The following is a 17,698-nucleotide window of genomic DNA, read 5'->3' as shown; positions in this document are numbered from 1 at the left end:
AGCCTTTCTACAAGGCTGTTCTCTCCATAAAGCTAACCTACGAATTCACTGCGCAGTAAGCGCATCAATACGTGTAAGCTCTTCTTGAGTAAAAGTGGTATTGCTCAGCGCCGCGATATTATCAAGAATTTGCTCTGGTTTAGACGCACCAATAAGCACAGAAGTTACCATGCCGTCATGCAGTAGCCAAGCCAACGCCATTTGTGCAAGACTTTGCCCACGCTGCTGAGCAATACTATTAAGCTCGCGGATAGTGTGCAGCAACTCGTCGGTTAGCTGCTGTTTGTGCAAGAATCTACCGTCTGTTGATATGCGACTATCTGCAGGAATGCCGTGTAAGTAGCGGTCGGTGAGTAGCCCCTGTGCAAGCGGACTAAAAGTAATCAACCCCTTACCCAGCTCATGTGCTGTTTGCTTCAATCCATTGCTCTCTACTGCACGATCCATCATATTGTAGCGATTTTGGTTAATCACAAATGGCACATGCAATTCATCTAATATCGCAGTAGCTTGACGTAGGGTGTCGCCGTCATAATTTGACAATCCAACATATAGCGCCTTACCGCTGTGTACAGCTTGCGCCAATGCTCCCATAGTCTCCTCTAACGGAGTATGAGGATCCATGCGATGGTGATAAAAAATATCGACGTACGGAAGACCAAGCCGCTGCAAACTTTGATCGAGCGAAGCCAGCAAATATTTGCGGCTACCCCAATCGCCATAAGGACCTTGCCACATTTCATATCCAGCTTTCGTGCTGATAATCAGTTCATCGCGGTGTGCTGCAAAATGCTGGCGTAAAATCATGCCGGCATGGCGTTCAGCAGACCCTGGCTCTGGACCATAGTTATTTGCCAAATCAAAATGAGTAATACCATGATCAAACGCAGTAAACATCAGGTTTTTCATGGTTTCTATTGGTGTGTGATCACCAAAATTATGCCAAAAACCGAGGCTGACTGCAGGTAGTAGCAGACCACTATTGCCACAGCGATTAAAGGTCATCGTATCGTAGCGGTCTGCTGCTGGTGTGTAGTGTGTAGTTGCTTCAAACATCAGTACTTCATTCCCATAGCTTCGCGCACTTCATCAAGTGTCTGTTCAGCAATTTCGCGTGCACGCTTATTGCCGTCATGCAAAATATCGCGAATAGTATCCATATCTTGTGCCAGTTCTGCGCGGCGTTCGCGGTGTGGTGCTAAGAATTCATTCACTGACTGTGTGACGTACTGCTTGAGAGCGCCAGCACCAGCATCACCAATTTCAGCGGCAATATCTTCTGGATTGCGGTCGGTGACTAATCCTGCAGTGGTAAGCAGTGCAGATACCTCAGGGCGATGTACTGGATCGAAGGTAATGCGGCGCTCGCCATCAGTTTTGCTCTTGCGAATCAGTTTTGCTGTTTCTTCCGCAGTTGCGCCAAGCATAATGGAGTTACCGTAGGACTTGCTCATTTTGCGTCCATCAAGTCCAGGAATTTCTGCCGCTTCGGAGAGAATGGCGGCTGGTTCTGGGAATACAGGGTCCTTTTTGGCATATCGTTCGTTAAAGCGACGTGCAATAGTACGAGTAATCTCAATATGTGGAAGGTTATCTTTACCAATTGGAACCACATTTGCCTTGCAGAACAGAATGTCACATGCCTGATGCACAGGGTATGTCAACAGCAAGCCAGTAAGCGCATGTCCACTTGCTTCCATTTCTGCTTTTACTGTTGGATTGCGGTGTAATTCAGCTTCAGTAACCAAAGACAAGAATGGCAGCATAAGCTGATTTTCCTGAGGAACTGCAGAATGTGTGAATATCATCGTTCGCTCAGGATCAATGCCAGCAGCCAAGTAATCAAGTACCAAATTGAGCACATTGTCTTGAATATGCTCTGTAGTATCACGGTCAGTAATTACTTGATAATCCGCAATAATGATGTTGGTATTCACGCCGCGGTTTTGCATGGCGACACGCTCACGGATAGAGCCAAAATAATGTCCTAAATGCAATCTTCCAGTAGGGCGATCGCCGGTGAGCATTGTAAATTTACTTGGGTCTTTTTCAAGAGCAGCCATCGTGTTTTCACTGCGACGACGCGCCGCAAGGAAGCTCGCGCTGATTTCATTACCTGCTGCGGTTAGCTGCTGTTCTTCCGCCATAGCACACCAATCCATATGTTGAAATTTTTTGAAAAATAATGCTCTCATCGTAAAAGTGTGAGGCGACATACCCTAAGTAGTGGTACTCTCTATTGTGATGAAATAGGACACATGTTGCCAGTGGGCATATAAGCTGGCGAAGGGGGTCAGATGGGCCGCGGACGTCAGAAGGCAAAGCAGACGCGCATTGCTCGTAAACTCAAGTACCTCACTACGGATACTGACTATGATGAGTTAGCAAAAGAGCTCTCCAGTCAAGATGAGGTAACGCCATCAGCTGCTGATCCATTTGCTACGGTTGATACTCACCAAGATGAGGGTGTGGAATCGGTAGCTGACCAAGTCTCAACTGATGAGCTTGACGAATACGCGCAGTGGGCTGCAGAAGCTGCAAAAAAGGCAGAGTCAGCACCAGCAGCGTCTACTTCTACTCCTCGAAAAATTCCTATGCCTATGCCAAGTGCATTGCGCAAGTCTGCGTTAGAGCATATTCATAAGGCTTCGGAAGAGTAACGGTATTTCAGAGCAATCTGAGTAATTAATTCGTGATATATCCGCTCATATGCGCAAGTTTCAGTTACATGTGTAATAGCTTGTGTGTCTGAGCGGATATTTTCGTATGTAGCTCTTATGTGTGCTACGTCTGTATGTATATATGCTGTGTCTGTATGTTCTGGACTAGTAGCTGGTTCTGCTTATACAAAAACGGCTCTTCAATGCATACCCTAGACCATTTACTGGTTCTCCTTCTGCATTCTCGCCTAAAAAACTGCTACTCAGGACCAGTAACTAGTCTGCTAATGGCAAAAGTTCGCTTAAATCATCGCGCTCGCCAACGGCTGTAATATTGCCTTTTTCACGTTCTGCTTGCCAAGTTGTTATACCAGCAGCAAGCTCAAGCCAGACGCGCGGTTCGAGTTCAATAACATCTGGTGGTGTGAGATTATGTGGGTCTGATGCAGGTCCTTCAAGAATTTTCACAGCACCCCAAGGTGCTACGCGCACTTCTACGCCAGGACCCGGAGCTTTGCGTTCTAACAGCCACAACGTGTACCGCACTGCCATAGCCCATGTGCTGCGCGGGAGCTGGTCGAGCTGATCAGGAGATGTAGAGGCTGTCTCTTTCCATTCTTGCCAGCAACGTTTGCTATGTGGGATATCCTTGTTAAGTAGCACTGCCATTTGTACAATTGTACACGTATCTGGTATTGTTATTGCAAACGTTCGCAATTGACGTGGGAATAGCGCATAATGGAATGCGGAGTTCCCTGTCTAAATTGGGGACTGTTTATTGGAATTCCCAAGAGAAAGAGTATTGCTATGACCGAACAGACAGCTCCACACACTCCTGTCAGTGTTGAGCAGTTCACCGATGAGATCAAAGAGCAACTCACATACACACAAGGGGTCACAACAGACCTTGCCACCGATGCCGATATTTATGTTGCAGCATCCCTTGCAGTACGTAAGCACCTGATGGATTCATGGATGACCACTCAGCGTGACATGGTACAAGGCTCTACCAAGGCTGTTGGCTACCTCTCTGCTGAGTTTTTGATGGGTAAGCAATTGCGTAATGCATTGCTTAACCTCGGTATGTTAGAGACTTTTGATGATGCAGTTCGTGCCCTCGGACATGAGCCAAATGCTGTTATTGATGCAGAAGTAGAGCCAGGCCTTGGTAATGGTGGTTTGGGTCGTTTGGCTGCATGCTTTATTGATTCGCTTGCGTCTATTGGCGTTCCAGCATTCGGCTACGGCATCCAGTACAAGTATGGTATTTTCCGTCAAGAATTTGATGAAGAAGGTCGTCAGGTTGAGCGTCCAGATTACTGGATTAACAATGATGAGCCATGGGGTCATATCGACTACAATCGTTCCCAGACTGTGAACTTTGGCGGTAGCGTAGAAGAGGTTGATGGCAAGCGCGTGTGGAAGCCAGATTGGGCAGTACGTGCAGTGCCAGTAGATTACATGGTTCCAGGCTACAAGTCAGGTCGTGTAAACACACTGCGTTTGTGGACTGCACGTTCCTTCGACGAGTTTGATTTAGCAGCATTCAACCGTTCTGATTACATGGGTGCAGTCGTGCCACAGGTTGAAGCTGAAAATATTACTAAGATTCTGTACCCAGAAGATTCCACACCACAGGGTAAGCGTTTGCGTCTTGAACAGCAGTACTTCTTTGTTGCTGCTTCTATTGCAGATGCGATTCGCGTATTCTACCCAGGTGAAAGCAAGCCAGATCTGACAACATTCCCAGATAAGATCTGCTTCCAGCTCAATGATACGCATCCTGTGATTGGTATCCCAGAATTGATGCGCGTGCTGATGGATGAGTACGACTACGATTGGGATACTGCTTGGTCTATCACCACCCGCACTTTCAACTACACTTGCCACACCTTGCTGCCAGAGGCTTTGGAAGTGTGGTCAGCTGGTTTAATTGGTGATTTGCTGCCTCGCCATATGGAAATTATTCGCGGTATCAATGATCGTTTTGTTGATGAATTGAAGGAATCCGGCAGTGATGATGCTCAGATTGATCGTATGCGCATTGTAACTGCAGGTGACAATCCTCAGGTTCGTATGGCATACTTGGCAACCGTTGGCGGCTCTCATGTCAATGGCGTGGCTGAGTTGCATTCTCAGCTGTTGAAGGATATGACACTGCGTGACTTCTCTGAGCACTACCCAGATAAGTTCACCAATGTGACAAACGGTGTTACCCCTCGCCGTTTCATGCGCCTTGCCAACCCACGCCTTTCTGCATTGATTACCGAAGGCTTGGGCACCGATCGCTGGTTGAGCGATTTGGAGCTGTTGCAGGGTCTTGCTCCTTTGGCACAGGATGATGAGTTTGTACGCAAGTTTGCTCAGGTCAAGCGCGATAACAAGGTAGCATTTGCCAACTTTGCTAAGGAACACTACGGTTTTGAGGTAAACCCTGACACTATGTTCAACACCATGGTCAAGCGTTTGCACGAGTACAAGCGTCAGTCATTGAAGATTCTGGCTGTAATTTCTCGCTATGCTGCGATTAAGAATGGCACTGTTTCTGCAGATGACGTATTGCCTCGCACTATTTTCTTTGGTGCAAAGGCAGCTCCTGGCTACTACATGGCAAAGCTGACTATTCAGTTGATTAACAATGTTGCTCGCGTTATCAACAATGATCCAGACGTACAGGGCAAGTTGGCTGTACACTTCCCAGAAAATTACAATATTCGTTTGGCTCAGCATTTGATTCCTGCAACCGAGTTGGATGAGCAGATTTCTCAGGCTGGTAAGGAAGCTTCCGGTACCGGTAATATGAAGTTTGCTTTGAACGGCGCATTAACAGTAGGTACTTTGGATGGCGCTAACGTTGAGATTCGTGAGCGCGTAGGTGCAGAAAACTTCTTCCTCTTCGGCATGACTGTTGATGAGGTAGAAGCGCTGTATGCTAAGGGATATAGCCCAGCTGCATATTATGAGGCTGATCCTCGTTTGAAGCAGGCTATTGACATGGTTTCTAACGGCACCTTCTCCAATGGCGATCGTAATACGTATGCTCCACTGGTTGCTGACTGGTTGACCAAGGATTACTTCATGACTTTGGCTGATTTCAGTACGTATGCTGATATTCAGTCTGAGATTGAAGATCTGTATCAGGATCAGATGGAATGGAACCGTCGCGCTATTTTGAATGTGGCTAATAGCGGCTACTTCAGCTCTGATCGTTCTATTGAGGACTATTTGGAGCGCATTTGGCACACTGGTCCACTTGCCTAATAAAGGTGCTGTAGGGAGCACTTCGGAGCACCCTAGGGAGTTTTGTTAGTGCTCTTATAACGCCATAGTGGAGTGTGTTGCTCCATAACGCATATGCCTATGTACTGATGTGCATAGGCATTATGTGTATCCGCGAAGCTATAAGTTTTCCACCAATGTGGATAACTATGTTAATAACTTGAGGAAAACAGGGTATAAGTAGTGGAAATAATGTGTGTAAAAGCAACTATACACATACTATAGCAGGTCATGCATAACGCATTGCAATAGTGCATAAACAACTGAATATAGTGGCTATAGATAGCAGTAACTAGAAAATATAGTGGTGTTATCCACTAGACTTTTCCACCGGTGTGGATAACCATGTTGATAACTTGAGGACAAGTCGTGTAAAAGTGGATAGTAGACGTGGAAAATACGTGAATAATATCTATATTGCATAATTATGCACTATTTCACGGTGCGGAGTTCAAATCAGGGCTAATACGTGCATAAATATGCAAAAGCCGTGCAGCAAACACTACACGGCTTCAACGTTGATAAACAGATGTGGATTATTCGGCAGATTCTTCTGCTTCGTCCTCGTCATCTTCTGTCTCTTGAACAGCTGCTTTCTTAGCAATGCCCAAATCAACTGGAGATGAGCTATTCTCCCAAGGCTCTTCCCAAGGATCATATTCTGGATTCTGCTGCTTGTAAATATATAGTGCGGCAAGACCTGCAAGTAGTGCACCAAACAGCAGCGCGAAGAACTTCCAACCGCTCGACGACTTTTGCTCCATGCTGGCTCCTTTCCCAAAAGGTGTGGTCTGGCCATTCAGACCGTCCTCGTACCATTGTAAACCTTGTGTTGTGGGGATTACGTGAGTTCCACAGAACTTTCAAGAGCGTGTTGCAGAAAGTGGATAAGTGCAGGCAGCTACAGATAAACGCAGAAAGTGTAGATAAGGTAGTATAAATCCGAGCGCATACCTACTCTACATACTTATTGGCAGAATCAATTCAATTTGGATATCGTCAATTCAATGCAAACGCTGAATGAGTATATGCTATAAAGGCATAAAGGTATAAAGGCATCCATCAGTGGTACAAATACCGTCCCTGATCAATCTGCGAAGAAATATCGCGCAATTCGCCGGCTAGACGTCGCTCCTCCTCGCTGCCTTTAGAGAGTTTCTGAGCTTTTGCATCCAGATGATGGTGCACTCCAAATCCCACGCATCCTACGATAGCGACAATAACAAGACCAATACCAACCCAATGCATATCTGCTTCCTCCTAATTCACTGCCACTCACTTATTCGCCTCTGTATAAGGCAAATCCAGCGTAGCACACTCAAATTTTGAGCACATTAGATGTATTGAGAAACAAAAAGTGCAAAACTTAAGCATGTAATGAAATAGGCAACCTTTCGTAAGCTAGTGGCATGAGTAATTGGCTTTTCCCAGGTTCACCGAGTTTGCGCGACCTCACCAATAAGCGCGTATTTGCCAATCAATGGCGTAATAATGGTCCAATTATTACCGAGTGTTTAGTGCTCATTTGCATAGTGGTGTGGGCTCTCGAAATCATCACGCGATTCCTGTTCCCGCAGCTCTTTAGCATTATTGCCAGCAACGGCACCCTTGTACCGCTATTAGTGCCGTACCGTCCCTGGATACTGGTTACATCAATGTTTTTGCATCAGCCTGGTATTTTCCACATCCTCTTTAACATGCTGGCATTGTGGAGTGTGGGGCCGGTGCTTGAACGCATGATGGGGCATTGGCAATTCCTTGCACTGTATATGCTCTCCGGCATAGGTGGCAACACATTCTTGGTATTGCTTGGCAGAATTATGAATACACAAGCGTCTTGGCTTTCAGGAGCTTATGGTGCATCAGGTGCGATTTTTGGCTTATTTGCAGCATTACTGGTGGTCTACAGGCGGCTTGGTCAAGATATTTCCAGCATGATTGTGCTCATGGCGATCAACTTCGCGCTACCCATTATTGTGCCCAATATTGCATGGCAAGCGCATGTTGGTGGCTTCATATTTGGTGGGTTGTATGTTTGGCTGCTAACCTCTGGTATTCCGCAGCTGCGTCAGTATTCGTTTGCCAAACGAGCATGGATATACGGTATCGCATTAGCAGTGGTGATAGTGGCAGCTTTGGTATGGTCATTTGCCATGTTGTATTAGGTCATGTGTAGACATGGCGATATGCACAAATAGTATGCAATAGTATGCAAAAGGGAGCAGTAATAACTGCTCCCTCAATTATTGGTAATACAGCGTATTTCTGTATGATGTACCTGCTATACAGCGTTGCTTACCATACTGCGTTGTTTACTATACTGTGCTTCCATACAATGTCATTAACAGTGCGACGGTATTGCAATACAACAGATAAGTATCAATGCCACCACATAGTCATCAAGAAGCCAACAAGCATAATGCCAAAGCCGATAGCTAGATTCCAATCATTGATGCCTGGAATTGGGTACTTGCCTGACAAGTAATACACAACAACCCATACCAAACCGATAATCAACAATGCGCACAGCACTGGCACAAACCAACGAGGATTGGACTTGGTGCCCTTAATAGACTCTTCTACGCGCTTAGTGCTTTCCTGCTGGCGTGCAAACATCTTGCGCATTTGAGGAGTCATGGTATCTTTATCAGCAACTTCGCTTAATGCAGCTTCTACACGATCCATAGTGCGAGCGAACTCGTCATTGTTTTCGCTTGCAGAAGTGTTTTTGTTTGCATCGCTAGTCTTGTTTGCATCAGACGTGGTATCAGCATCTGACTCTGCTGCTGCGCTCTGCTCGGCGTTTTCCACCTCAGTTTCATCGAGCACGCGCTCATCCTGTTCAGCCATAAGAGGATTCTCCTTTATCTCAACCACTAATCATAGTAATGACTAGAGTGGAAAGCGTCGAAACGACACGAGTGTAGTGTACAGCAACCGCATGAGCAAACTCACTATCACGTGTACAAGAAAAGCACATATTCCTCTGTAAAGTTGCAATAGTCATGTGTATAGTAGGTTGCGACTGCATAGTACACGTGCATACATGGTGTGTGTGAGCATGGCAGGTAGTGTATGGGGAGCGCTACTTGGTCGTGCGAGTGACATGAGTGGTACCAGCTGGAATGAGGTAAGTATGGGCAAGCATATTAAGCAGCACTCATTGCGCAAGTCCGCGCTGAGCGCTGTGTCTGTTATGCTCGTTTTTGCTTTGGTAAGCTATTTAGCAATTACTAATATGCGTATTAACCGCACAGCTACCGTTACTTCTGATACTTCGCAATTACTCAATGAGCGCGCTCGCCAAGCTACAACATTGCAAAAACAAATCGATGCATTAAGCAAGCAGATTGATTCGGTAAAAACGCTTACTGATAATGCTGATACCGCAACTACTAGCGAAGATACCGGTAGAGGCACGCAATTGCCAGCTGTAGAAGGCCCAGGTATACAGGTGACGCTTGATGATTCACCGCTCTGGCAAAATCGTGTGGATAACTCTGGATCCAGCGCAGATATTAACGATTATGTGGTGCATCAGCAGGATTTGGAAGGAGTCATCAATGCGCTGTGGGCAGGGGGCGCTGAATCTATGATGATTGCAGACCAGAGAGTACTGCCTAATACTGCAGTACGATGCGTGGGCACGGTTGTTACGGTGCATGGTAAGCGTATCGCGCCACCATATACTATTAGTGCAATAGGCCCGATAGAAGATATGAAACGGTCGCTAGATAATTCGCCATCTGTTGAAATATATAAAGAATATGTGTCATCAATTGGTTTAGGCTGGAAAGTAGAGACGAAAGATAAACTCAAGTTCCCTGCATCATCTGCCTTGCAAGCGCTTACTTATGCGCAGGTCAGTCAGTAAAACTGGGTAGTGAACTGGATAGTAGAGAGCACATAATAGTTGAGAGCATACAATAACTGAAAGTGTATGCGCGAGAATAAAGCCAAACGATATGAGGAGTACCATGAGCACACCAACTACAGCTGTTCCAAGGCATAGTGCCCAAGCAAACTACTCGTATCAACCTCCGACGCAGTATCAGGGAGGTAGTCGTGGCAGGCGCATATTTAACACTGTGCTTGGTGTAATTGCAGAGCTATTGATTACGTTTGCAGTAATAGTTGGTGGATATATTCTTTGGCAATTGTGGTGGACCGGGGTGCAATCAGAAGCCACGCAGATCGAGCAGCGAGATGCTGTGCAATGGATTGAGCCAAAAACCCAAGATAATGGGCAGTTTTCTATTGCAAAGCCGCAGACTGGTGATGTGCCAGTGCAGCCTGAACATGCGCAGTACGGGGATTTAGTGGCACAGCTCTATGTGCCGCGATTTGGTAAAAGCTGGCAACGCAATATTGTTGAAGGCACTGATGTGTATCAGCTTAATCGTCATGGTGTGGGGCATTATCAAGATACGCAAATGCCCGGGCAAATGGGTAATTTTGCTGTAGCAGGGCATCGCGCTGGCTATGGTGAGCCGCTTGCACATGTTGATGAATTGCAGCAGGGCGATGCGATTATTGTGCGCACGCAAGACTATTGGTATGTGTACGAATACACTAACTATGAAATTGTGCTCCCGACCCAAGTGCAGGTAGTGGCGGCGGTGCCTAATCATCCAGATCTTCAGCCTGATAATCGATATATTACGTTGACTACCTGCGAGCCACGATATACCACAGCCACACATCGTTGGATTAGCTATGGCACATTGAAATATTGGGCAAAAGTCTCTGACGGCGTACCTCAGGAATTGGCTGATAGTGCGCAGGGTGGCGCGGTGAAGTTTAGCTCCAGTAAGCAAAATGCGGTAACTCGTGCAGCTCAATCGCTAGATCGCGTGGTACTGGCGTTGATTATCGCGTTTATTGTGGTCTTTTTGGCAGCTCTTATTGCATACCGCTTCCCGGCATTGCGCGCTATTAAAGAGGGACATAAGCCTCGCCCAATGTTTAGTTTGTATGGTTCCTGGTATCGCCATATGCCGGGTCCTGCAGTGGTCAGACTTGCGCTGATGGCAATCGTTATCATGGCTTGCCTCGCTGCTTTACTGCAGTGGGGGTATCCGTGGGCAGCGTCCACTATTCCGTATTTACAAGTCGCTTCGAACTTTGTTGCAGTAGGCTAGTAGTAGCACCGAAAGTAAGGGGTGAATATGGTTGACAGTGCACATATTCTTGTTATTGATAACTATGATTCTTTCGTATACACCATTGTTGGGTATTTGCAAACCTTAGGTGCTAGAACTACGGTTGTGCGCAATGATGCTTTTGATGTGCATGCCGAGGGCGCTCTTGACGGCTATGATGGCGTGCTGATTTCTCCAGGTCCAGGCACTCCGCGTGAGGCTGGGGTGAGTGAAGAAGTGATTCGTTTGTGCATTGCACGCCATAAGCCAATGTTTGGTGTGTGTTTGGGGCTGCAAGCACTTGCAGAAGTGTATGGGGCAACGGTGGAGCACGCACCGCATATTATGCATGGCAAAACTTCACAGGTACAGATTAGTGATGACCCTATGTTTGAGGGGATTGCTTCACCGATGACTGTGACGCGCTATCATTCACTTGCTGTTAATCCGCAATCGATTCCATCAGTGCTTGAGGTAACTGCGGTGGATACTGAGGATCATACGGTGCAAGCGCTGCGAGTTAAGGGGTTGCCACTTTCAGCTGTGCAATTCCACCCAGAGTCGGTGATGACGAAAGATGGTTTCCGACTTTTTGCTAATTTCTTAGCGGCTTGCGGTCAGAGTAATGCGGTGGCTGTTTCTCTTGGGTTAGCGCCGAAAGTTGCTGATAGCATTCGCTAGTGCATAGCATGTGGCGTAGATAGCATGGGATAAGTCTGCTTGCGCAACGTTTGCATCAGTATACCGTTTTGGTTAAACGACTTTGCTGCGCCCTTTTTAGATTTAGCGTATCTGTCTATATTTTTGTATCGTTCAGTTTTTATGCTGCATGTGTCTGATAGTGCAATGAATACGTATTAGATGAAGTCTTCCAGCTTCTATAAGTGTTGGGCGTGTCGCGCTTAATGTGGGTGTGAATATGTAATGCTTACTCAAGCGATGTGGCGATAGAGGAAATAACGAGTGGATGTATATACGCATAATCATACATACGATTGCAAGCTAAGCACAGCAATAATATGTTGCAAACGTTGCTATTTTTGAAAATGTATTAACTAAATTAACATTACTCCATGTTGTTGTTAGGGTGGTAATTACTGACTTACTTAAGAGACCTTTTCTCAAAACGTTGATATTACAGTATCTTTGAGTTGGTAATTGAATACGAATTAGATAAGCTCTTCTTGTACATTGTGGATTATATATTGTTACTCACAACACAAGAGATAAACGATGACATCGTTGTCAATAATTCAATACAGAAAAAAATCATATGAAAAGCACGTGGATATGCGTGCAGACATAAGAATAAAGAAGAGAAGTTAAAACCATATTGCAGATTGGTGCAAGTAGAGACTGCATGGTGGAAGTCTCGAATTGTACAGGTGTGTGAAACCAATTGAGCAGACTGCTCCGATTTGAGGATCATGGATACAGGAAGAGGTACAGATGTATCGCCGAAACCGCATAGGCAAACACGATACTTTCCCATGGGGGGGGTATTCAGTCACAGCCGTGTGCGCAGAATGCGGAACATACATCAAGTAAGATAAGCGCTTCACACTATCGTGAGCGTGGTTTAGCGAGCCGCTCTAACAATATTAACGGCAATAACATTGTTGCCATCGTTGTAGCTGTCAGCATGATGATTGCTACTGCTGTAGTAGGACTATTCCCAACGCAGCAAAGTTTTGCACAACCCCCTGAACCAGGCTCACTATGTACTCCACAAAACATTACTTTTGGCGATAATGCATCATACACAAACAACGCAAAGGATTCGGGCATTGCTACCTATGTAGGCGGCGATATGATTATTGGTGATCCTACATCTAATTGGGATACTAGTAATCCTGATCCAACAGGTTCATATGCAGCAGAAGCTGAGGGCTTGACCCTAGTGCGTGGCGATTTTCGTGCCCGTCCTTCAAAAGGCTTCTTCACCATGGGATCTGTAGCTTTTGGTGCGCAATATCTACCAGCAGATCCTGATGCCACCATTGTTGCAATTGGCGGCAGTGCTATGGTCTGGCGCCTACCAGACCCTACATCTAAACCTGAGGATAACAAGTGGATTTATAAAAAAGCAGGTATTCAACAGCTAAAAAATGGTAATACTGCGGTTACTGCTTATGGCGCCCAACTTGGTGGCGGTAATTATGATATCTACGGTAGTAGGGATAATGGTAAACCGGGTATAAAGAGCCTTGAAATCTACCAAGCTACCTATCAAAGTGGATTAACAGGAAAAACGGTACAAGAGAATCAATCGAATTTACAAGGAAGCAAGTTTACTGTTAACGGCACTGACTATGCCACCAACAACCCGATTGCTCAGAAACTCGGGGATACCCTACGCAAGTTACCAGCGAATGGCACGGTAACTACAGATTTGGCTCCAGCACAAAGTGACTATGTGCGTTACAAGTACGATGGCTCAGTAAAAGCAAACATTCCTCTTACCGAAAGACTAGAAAAGCTGGTAACTTTCACTGGTGACGGCAAGTCTCCTCTGCAAGTATTTAATGTGAAAGCAAGCCAGCTTTCCTCCACAGGATATAACGGCACCGACTTTGCATTTAAGAACATTCCTGATGATGCTTCTATTTTGATAAATGTTACTGATGATGATGGCGGACAAGCGACCAACATCAATTATCAGCAAGGCTGGCGTTTCTGGTGGAATGGCACAGAAATTTCCAACGGCTATATGCTTGCTAATCCTAAGAATAATGTTGGCGGTGCTTATGAAGAAGCTAACCGTAAAGCCGTAGATGGCAGCGGCAAAACTATTCGTGACCTCTATACCACTGCTGCCAGCAGCATTATGTGGAATTACAATGCACTCAACGTAGAAATTAAAGGTGCACAGACTCTAGCAGGTGGTGTATCTGGCGATATTGATAAGACTGTTTATGGCAATAGCAGCTGGGATGTATTTAATAACGCTGTAACTACTGACGACCCATCTGCCGCACTGCTCGGTAGTGTGCTGGTGCAAGATGGTAATTTTACAAGCCACGTCACTACCAATGGTCGTGTATGGGTCGGTGGTAACTATGCTATGTTTAACCCTGCAAGTGCACGAATTAAGCAGGGGAACCAGTTTGTAAACTACGGCACTAATAATACCACCTCCATTATTGATATGGATCAGGAGCGCCATAGTCTGCCATGGACTGGTGCTACTTCTACATCGTGCTCGGTAGTGGAATGGAGTAAAACAAACGCAGCTGGAGAAAAGCTTGATGGTTCCACTTGGGCTATGTATGGCACCTATGCTGATGCTCAAGCCAAGAATGACAAAATTATTGCTAATTTCAGCGATAATGGCGCAAATGATATGAACCCAGATGTTGGCGTAATTCGCACAATGAACCTGGCTCCAAATAAAGACTATTATATTGTAGAAATCAAAGCGCCAGATGGCTATACTGCGTCAAACCGCATCTTCCATGTTACAACTACAGCCACAGGCAGCGATTTGAATGTTGTCAAAGAAGCAGTAACTGTCCAAAATGGTGCAGAAAACTATGCCACTGGTACTACTGCTGGCATGCAAGCAAACAGCGGTGATGGTGCTTCTGCTATTGTGAACACTCCACAAGGCGGAGAAATCAACTGGACCAAAATTAAGGATGGAGATACTCAGCAAACTCCGCTTGCTGGCTCTGCTTGGGAGCTTTCTACAGATACAGTATTCCCTGATGACGCTTCTCGCACTTGGAAAGTAAATGACTATACCAATGCGGCTACAGGTATTACATTGCACAGCTCCTCAGGTAACTGGGACGTGCATGGCACGCTCCACGTGAGCGCTACAGTAACGCCAGCTAATGCTTCCCAAGAGGTAGTTTGGAAGATTACTGATGGTGCAGAGAATGCAGCAGTAGATGCCCAAGGTACTGTTATTGCACTCAAAAATGGTACGGCTACACTGCAAGCCTGCTCGGCAACCAACCCAGACGTATGCGCTATGCAAACGCTAAATATTATTACATATGTAGCGGTGGATTATGTCACTATCAGCCCGACGTTAGTAACTATTAAGCAAGGTTCGACAGTAAACTATAGGGCAAAGGCTTTTGATGCCGATGGTAACGATATTACGAACCAAGTAACCTTCACTTGGAGTACCACATCGGACAAGTTGAGCATTACCCCACAATCCGGTGACTCGTCACGGGCAACGGTAATCGGCAATGGTATTACCGAAACTATTGTCAAAGTTAGTGCCAATGGGAAGTCTGCAGGTAGCGAGATCCATGTGGTCTCTGACCTAACCACTATCTACTTTAGAAAAGTAGCTGGTTGGGGTGCTAACGGCGAGCTAGTGCGCGTACATTATGGTCCGAAAAACGCTACTCAGGGTTGGCAAGATACTGCCCCTATGCAAACGAGCGCATGCAACTCTGACTATTTGGTAGTGCAAATAGAAGGTAAATTCGATAGCACCTACCAGTATGGCTTCCAGCAACAAGTAAGCTCTGATAAAGGCTTTACTGATTGGTATAGGAATCCAAAGTCATCAGACGGAAACTTTACTTTTGATGGACATACCGTCTATACCGTCAATACTGAAAATAACGATGTGAACGCGACCTCCGGCGTACCTGCTGGATGCCAAGTAGCAACATCATCTACGGCTACTATTGCATATCGCAAGGGAATGAGCACAGGCAGTAGCACTGCTACTTCATCAGATAGCGCAGTACGCAGCAATTCCGATACCAACGAACATGTATTGCGTGATGTATCCCTTGACAACACCAATCCATATACAGCGCGTGCTGCAGTGAATTATGGTACTGGTGTGGTGCGTAGCATTGCTGAAACTACAGATGCTATCGATTGCAATAGCGATGGCTACAAGTGTGATTACAACACGGCCGTTGGTAAGTTCCAAGTGAAAAATATGGCTGCGGGCACATACTATTTGCGCGAAACTACTGCGCCTGAAGGCTATCAGCTCAGCAGCGTTATCTACCAGATTACGCTGGATACTGATGGTAATGCTACGTGGAAGCAAAGCACCGATAACGGTACTACGTTCACGGATCTTCCTGCAGGTCAGTCTGCTGGCATCATTCCAGATAAACCAACTTGCGTAACGTGGAGTAAATCTGATGAGCAGGGCAAGCTCCTCGCTGGTTCCGTATGGGATATCTATCGTCAAAATGATGACGGAAGCTATGCTAGTGCTCCACAGATCAGCGGTGGCATCAAGGATTGTACTTCTGCAGATGGTTGCGGTAGCGGCACGTATGTAGACCAAGATACGCGAGCAGGTGTGATTACGTTACGCGGCTTAGTATTTGGCACGTACAAAATAGTTGAGCGTGCGGCTCCAAAGGGCTACTGGCTCGATTGCACGTATGACGCAACTGCACAAAAGTGCGGCGCAATTCACGAATACGAATTCACTCTTGATGAGGATAACGCTGATGTTGCTTTGAATAACAATACAGCAATTGTGAACAAGCCAACCGAAGTAACATGGCAGAAAATTGATGATACTTCAAAGAAACTTGTTGCAGGATCCGTATGGACACTAACTGATAGTGAAAAGCGACGGTCTTGGACAGTTACTGATTATGTAGACGGCGATGTGGCATGCGTGCCAAGTGCCACTGTGCTGTGTGATCTGGATTCCAACCCTGGTCAGCTCAAAGTACAAGGTTTGAGTACTAGTGCGAACTATACGTTGCAAGAAAAACAAGCTCCTCAAGGTTACGATAAAAGTGATGAGCAGTACGTATTTGCCATCCGTGACCGGCAGGATGCGGTAACGATTTCCTTTAGTACAGGCGTGCCGCTAGTGAATAACCGTATTCCAAATGTGCGTAGTGTAGCCAGCGTGAACTGGCAGAAAACGGATTTTGCTGACGGACATGATCTTGAAGGCGCTGAGTGGAAACTCGTGCAGTATAGTGAAACTGATGCAAAGCGCACTACGCCAAAAGTAACCTATACGATTAGTGCGGCGAAAGCAGAGGGAGCTGAACACTATACGTACAGCTGTGTGGCTGATGACGATTCAAACTGTGCATTCCGCGCCACTGATGACGAAGGCTTGGAAGCAGGTGACCCTAACGCTGGAGCAATTTCCTTCTATATGACAGCGCTACCGTGGGGTTACTACACGCTTACGGAAACCAAAGCGCCAACTGGATATAAAAAGAGTGCTCGTGAATATTACTTTAGCGTGACCAAAGGTGAAGTTACTTGGGATAGCTCGCTCAGTGGCGCAGTAGGTACAGGAAATAATCGCCTGAACGTCAAAAATGAGCGGTATATCACCGGCATGCCAATGACCGGACGGTTCTTAACACCGCGATGGATAGTACTTGCTGGCTTAGGGATTTGCGTGCTCGCAGGCTCTAGCTGGGCAATAGCTTACTTCTTACGCCGAGGCGGAAGGAGAGAGCGCGAGTAAATAACACTACTACACAGCATGGGAACACTCATGCACCTATAGAAAAATGAAATGTAATACCAGATACAAATAGATACAACCATTTCATATCAAAATCCCCAAAAGATTTTGCCTTTGCAGCACAGCAAGTTGGTGCACAAAGGCGATAGACACTGCCAAAGCAGGTAGTGTAGATAGAACTA

13 protein-coding genes are annotated in these 17,698 nt (G+C 46.0%); 7 read left to right on the top strand and 6 right to left on the bottom strand.

What is annotated here, in order from left to right; translation table 11 throughout:
• Nucleotides 1-45: 45 nt before the first annotated feature.
• Both IEU85_RS08445 and trpS read right to left on the bottom strand, forming a co-directional pair.
• A complete protein-coding gene (locus IEU85_RS08445) occupies nt 46-1,056 on the bottom strand; it encodes an aldo/keto reductase (RefSeq protein ID WP_188355822.1) in 1,011 nt (336 codons plus the stop codon).
• Complete coding sequence (gene trpS, locus IEU85_RS08440) at nt 1,056-2,147, bottom strand: tryptophan--tRNA ligase (protein WP_188355821.1); 1,092 nt, start codon at nt 2,145-2,147, stop codon at nt 1,056-1,058. Before trpS ends, IEU85_RS08445 begins: the two co-directional genes overlap by 1 nt.
• Nucleotides 2,148-2,297: 150 nt before the next feature.
• Between trpS and IEU85_RS08435 the strand changes: the two genes are divergently transcribed.
• Nucleotides 2,298-2,660, top strand: a complete 363-nt coding sequence (locus IEU85_RS08435) for a DUF3073 domain-containing protein (protein ID WP_188355820.1) — start codon at nt 2,298-2,300, stop codon at nt 2,658-2,660.
• Between the two features lie 276 nt (nt 2,661-2,936).
• Here the strand turns inward: IEU85_RS08435 and IEU85_RS08430 are convergent, their stop codons facing one another.
• The gene (locus IEU85_RS08430; protein WP_188355819.1) at nt 2,937-3,329 is read right to left on the bottom strand and encodes a sterol carrier family protein; all 393 of its coding nucleotides are present in this window, start codon (nt 3,327-3,329) and stop codon (nt 2,937-2,939) included.
• Between the two features lie 138 nt (nt 3,330-3,467).
• Between IEU85_RS08430 and IEU85_RS08425 the strand changes: the two genes are divergently transcribed.
• Nucleotides 3,468-5,921, top strand: coding sequence for a glycogen/starch/alpha-glucan phosphorylase (locus IEU85_RS08425; protein ID WP_188355818.1), 2,454 nt, complete (start codon nt 3,468-3,470; stop codon nt 5,919-5,921).
• A 554-nt stretch (nt 5,922-6,475) separates the two neighbouring features.
• On the opposite strand, the gene IEU85_RS08420 is transcribed toward IEU85_RS08425, so the two are convergent.
• Nucleotides 6,476-6,703 (bottom strand): hypothetical protein, encoded by a 228-nt coding sequence (locus tag IEU85_RS08420; protein WP_188355817.1) that lies wholly within the window; start codon nt 6,701-6,703, stop codon nt 6,476-6,478.
• Nucleotides 6,704-7,001: 298 nt separating this feature from the next.
• A complete protein-coding gene (locus tag IEU85_RS08415) occupies nt 7,002-7,187 on the bottom strand; it encodes a hypothetical protein (RefSeq protein WP_188355816.1) in 186 nt (61 codons plus the stop codon).
• A 161-nt stretch (nt 7,188-7,348) separates the two neighbouring features.
• Between IEU85_RS08415 and IEU85_RS08410 the strand changes: the two genes are divergently transcribed.
• Nucleotides 7,349-8,104 carry a rhomboid family intramembrane serine protease gene (locus IEU85_RS08410; RefSeq protein ID WP_188355815.1) on the top strand — a complete coding sequence of 252 codons (756 nt, stop codon included), beginning with the start codon at nt 7,349-7,351 and terminating at the stop codon, nt 8,102-8,104.
• A gap of 214 nt (nt 8,105-8,318) precedes the next feature.
• Here IEU85_RS08410 and crgA read toward each other — a convergent pair whose 3' ends face one another.
• Nucleotides 8,319-8,789, bottom strand: a complete 471-nt coding sequence (crgA, locus tag IEU85_RS08405; RefSeq protein ID WP_188355814.1) for a cell division protein CrgA — start codon at nt 8,787-8,789, stop codon at nt 8,319-8,321.
• A gap of 286 nt (nt 8,790-9,075) precedes the next feature.
• On the opposite strand from crgA, the gene IEU85_RS08400 reads away from it, so the two are divergent.
• The 4 genes from IEU85_RS08400 (at nt 9,076) to IEU85_RS08385 (ending at nt 17,516) form a co-directional block, all read left to right on the top strand.
• Nucleotides 9,076-9,813: a DUF881 domain-containing protein gene (locus IEU85_RS08400; RefSeq protein ID WP_188355840.1), complete on the top strand. Its 738-nt coding sequence runs from the start codon at nt 9,076-9,078 to the stop codon at nt 9,811-9,813.
• Between the two features lie 103 nt (nt 9,814-9,916).
• Nucleotides 9,917-11,080, top strand: a complete 1,164-nt coding sequence (locus tag IEU85_RS08395) for a class E sortase (protein ID WP_188355813.1) — start codon at nt 9,917-9,919, stop codon at nt 11,078-11,080.
• 27 nt (nt 11,081-11,107) lie between these two features.
• A complete protein-coding gene (locus tag IEU85_RS08390) occupies nt 11,108-11,761 on the top strand; it encodes an anthranilate synthase component II (protein ID WP_188355812.1) in 654 nt (217 codons plus the stop codon).
• Nucleotides 11,762-12,722: 961 nt separating this feature from the next.
• Nucleotides 12,723-17,516 carry a SpaA isopeptide-forming pilin-related protein gene (locus tag IEU85_RS08385; RefSeq protein ID WP_188355811.1) on the top strand — a complete coding sequence of 1,598 codons (4,794 nt, stop codon included), beginning with the start codon at nt 12,723-12,725 and terminating at the stop codon, nt 17,514-17,516.
• The last annotated feature ends 182 nt before the right edge of the window (nt 17,517-17,698 follow it).

The organism is Galliscardovia ingluviei (genome assembly GCF_014635685.1).
Lineage (GTDB): Bacteria > Actinomycetota > Actinomycetes > Actinomycetales > Bifidobacteriaceae > Galliscardovia > Galliscardovia ingluviei.
The sequence above is the reverse complement of the archived record's forward strand: the minus strand, read 5'-3'. Positions and strand labels throughout refer to the sequence as shown.

Excerpts from the sequence above, each read along its gene's own strand:
- IEU85_RS08445 (WP_188355822.1), bottom strand. The coding sequence starts at position 1,056 with ATGTTTGAAGCAACTACACACTACACACCAGCAGCAGACCGCTACGAT.
- trpS (WP_188355821.1), bottom strand. The coding sequence starts at position 2,147 with ATGGCGGAAGAACAGCAGCTAACCGCAGCAGGTAATGAAATCAGCGCG.
- IEU85_RS08435 (WP_188355820.1), top strand. The coding sequence starts at position 2,298 with ATGGGCCGCGGACGTCAGAAGGCAAAGCAGACGCGCATTGCTCGTAAA.
- IEU85_RS08430 (WP_188355819.1), bottom strand. The coding sequence starts at position 3,329 with ATGGCAGTGCTACTTAACAAGGATATCCCACATAGCAAACGTTGCTGG.
- IEU85_RS08425 (WP_188355818.1), top strand. The coding sequence starts at position 3,468 with ATGACCGAACAGACAGCTCCACACACTCCTGTCAGTGTTGAGCAGTTC.
- IEU85_RS08420 (WP_188355817.1), bottom strand. The coding sequence starts at position 6,703 with ATGGAGCAAAAGTCGTCGAGCGGTTGGAAGTTCTTCGCGCTGCTGTTT.
- IEU85_RS08415 (WP_188355816.1), bottom strand. The coding sequence starts at position 7,187 with ATGCATTGGGTTGGTATTGGTCTTGTTATTGTCGCTATCGTAGGATGC.
- IEU85_RS08410 (WP_188355815.1), top strand. The coding sequence starts at position 7,349 with ATGAGTAATTGGCTTTTCCCAGGTTCACCGAGTTTGCGCGACCTCACC.
- crgA (WP_188355814.1), bottom strand. The coding sequence starts at position 8,789 with ATGGCTGAACAGGATGAGCGCGTGCTCGATGAAACTGAGGTGGAAAAC.
- IEU85_RS08400 (WP_188355840.1), top strand. The coding sequence starts at position 9,076 with ATGGGCAAGCATATTAAGCAGCACTCATTGCGCAAGTCCGCGCTGAGC.
- IEU85_RS08395 (WP_188355813.1), top strand. The coding sequence starts at position 9,917 with ATGAGCACACCAACTACAGCTGTTCCAAGGCATAGTGCCCAAGCAAAC.
- IEU85_RS08390 (WP_188355812.1), top strand. The coding sequence starts at position 11,108 with ATGGTTGACAGTGCACATATTCTTGTTATTGATAACTATGATTCTTTC.
- IEU85_RS08385 (WP_188355811.1), top strand. The coding sequence starts at position 12,723 with ATGATGATTGCTACTGCTGTAGTAGGACTATTCCCAACGCAGCAAAGT.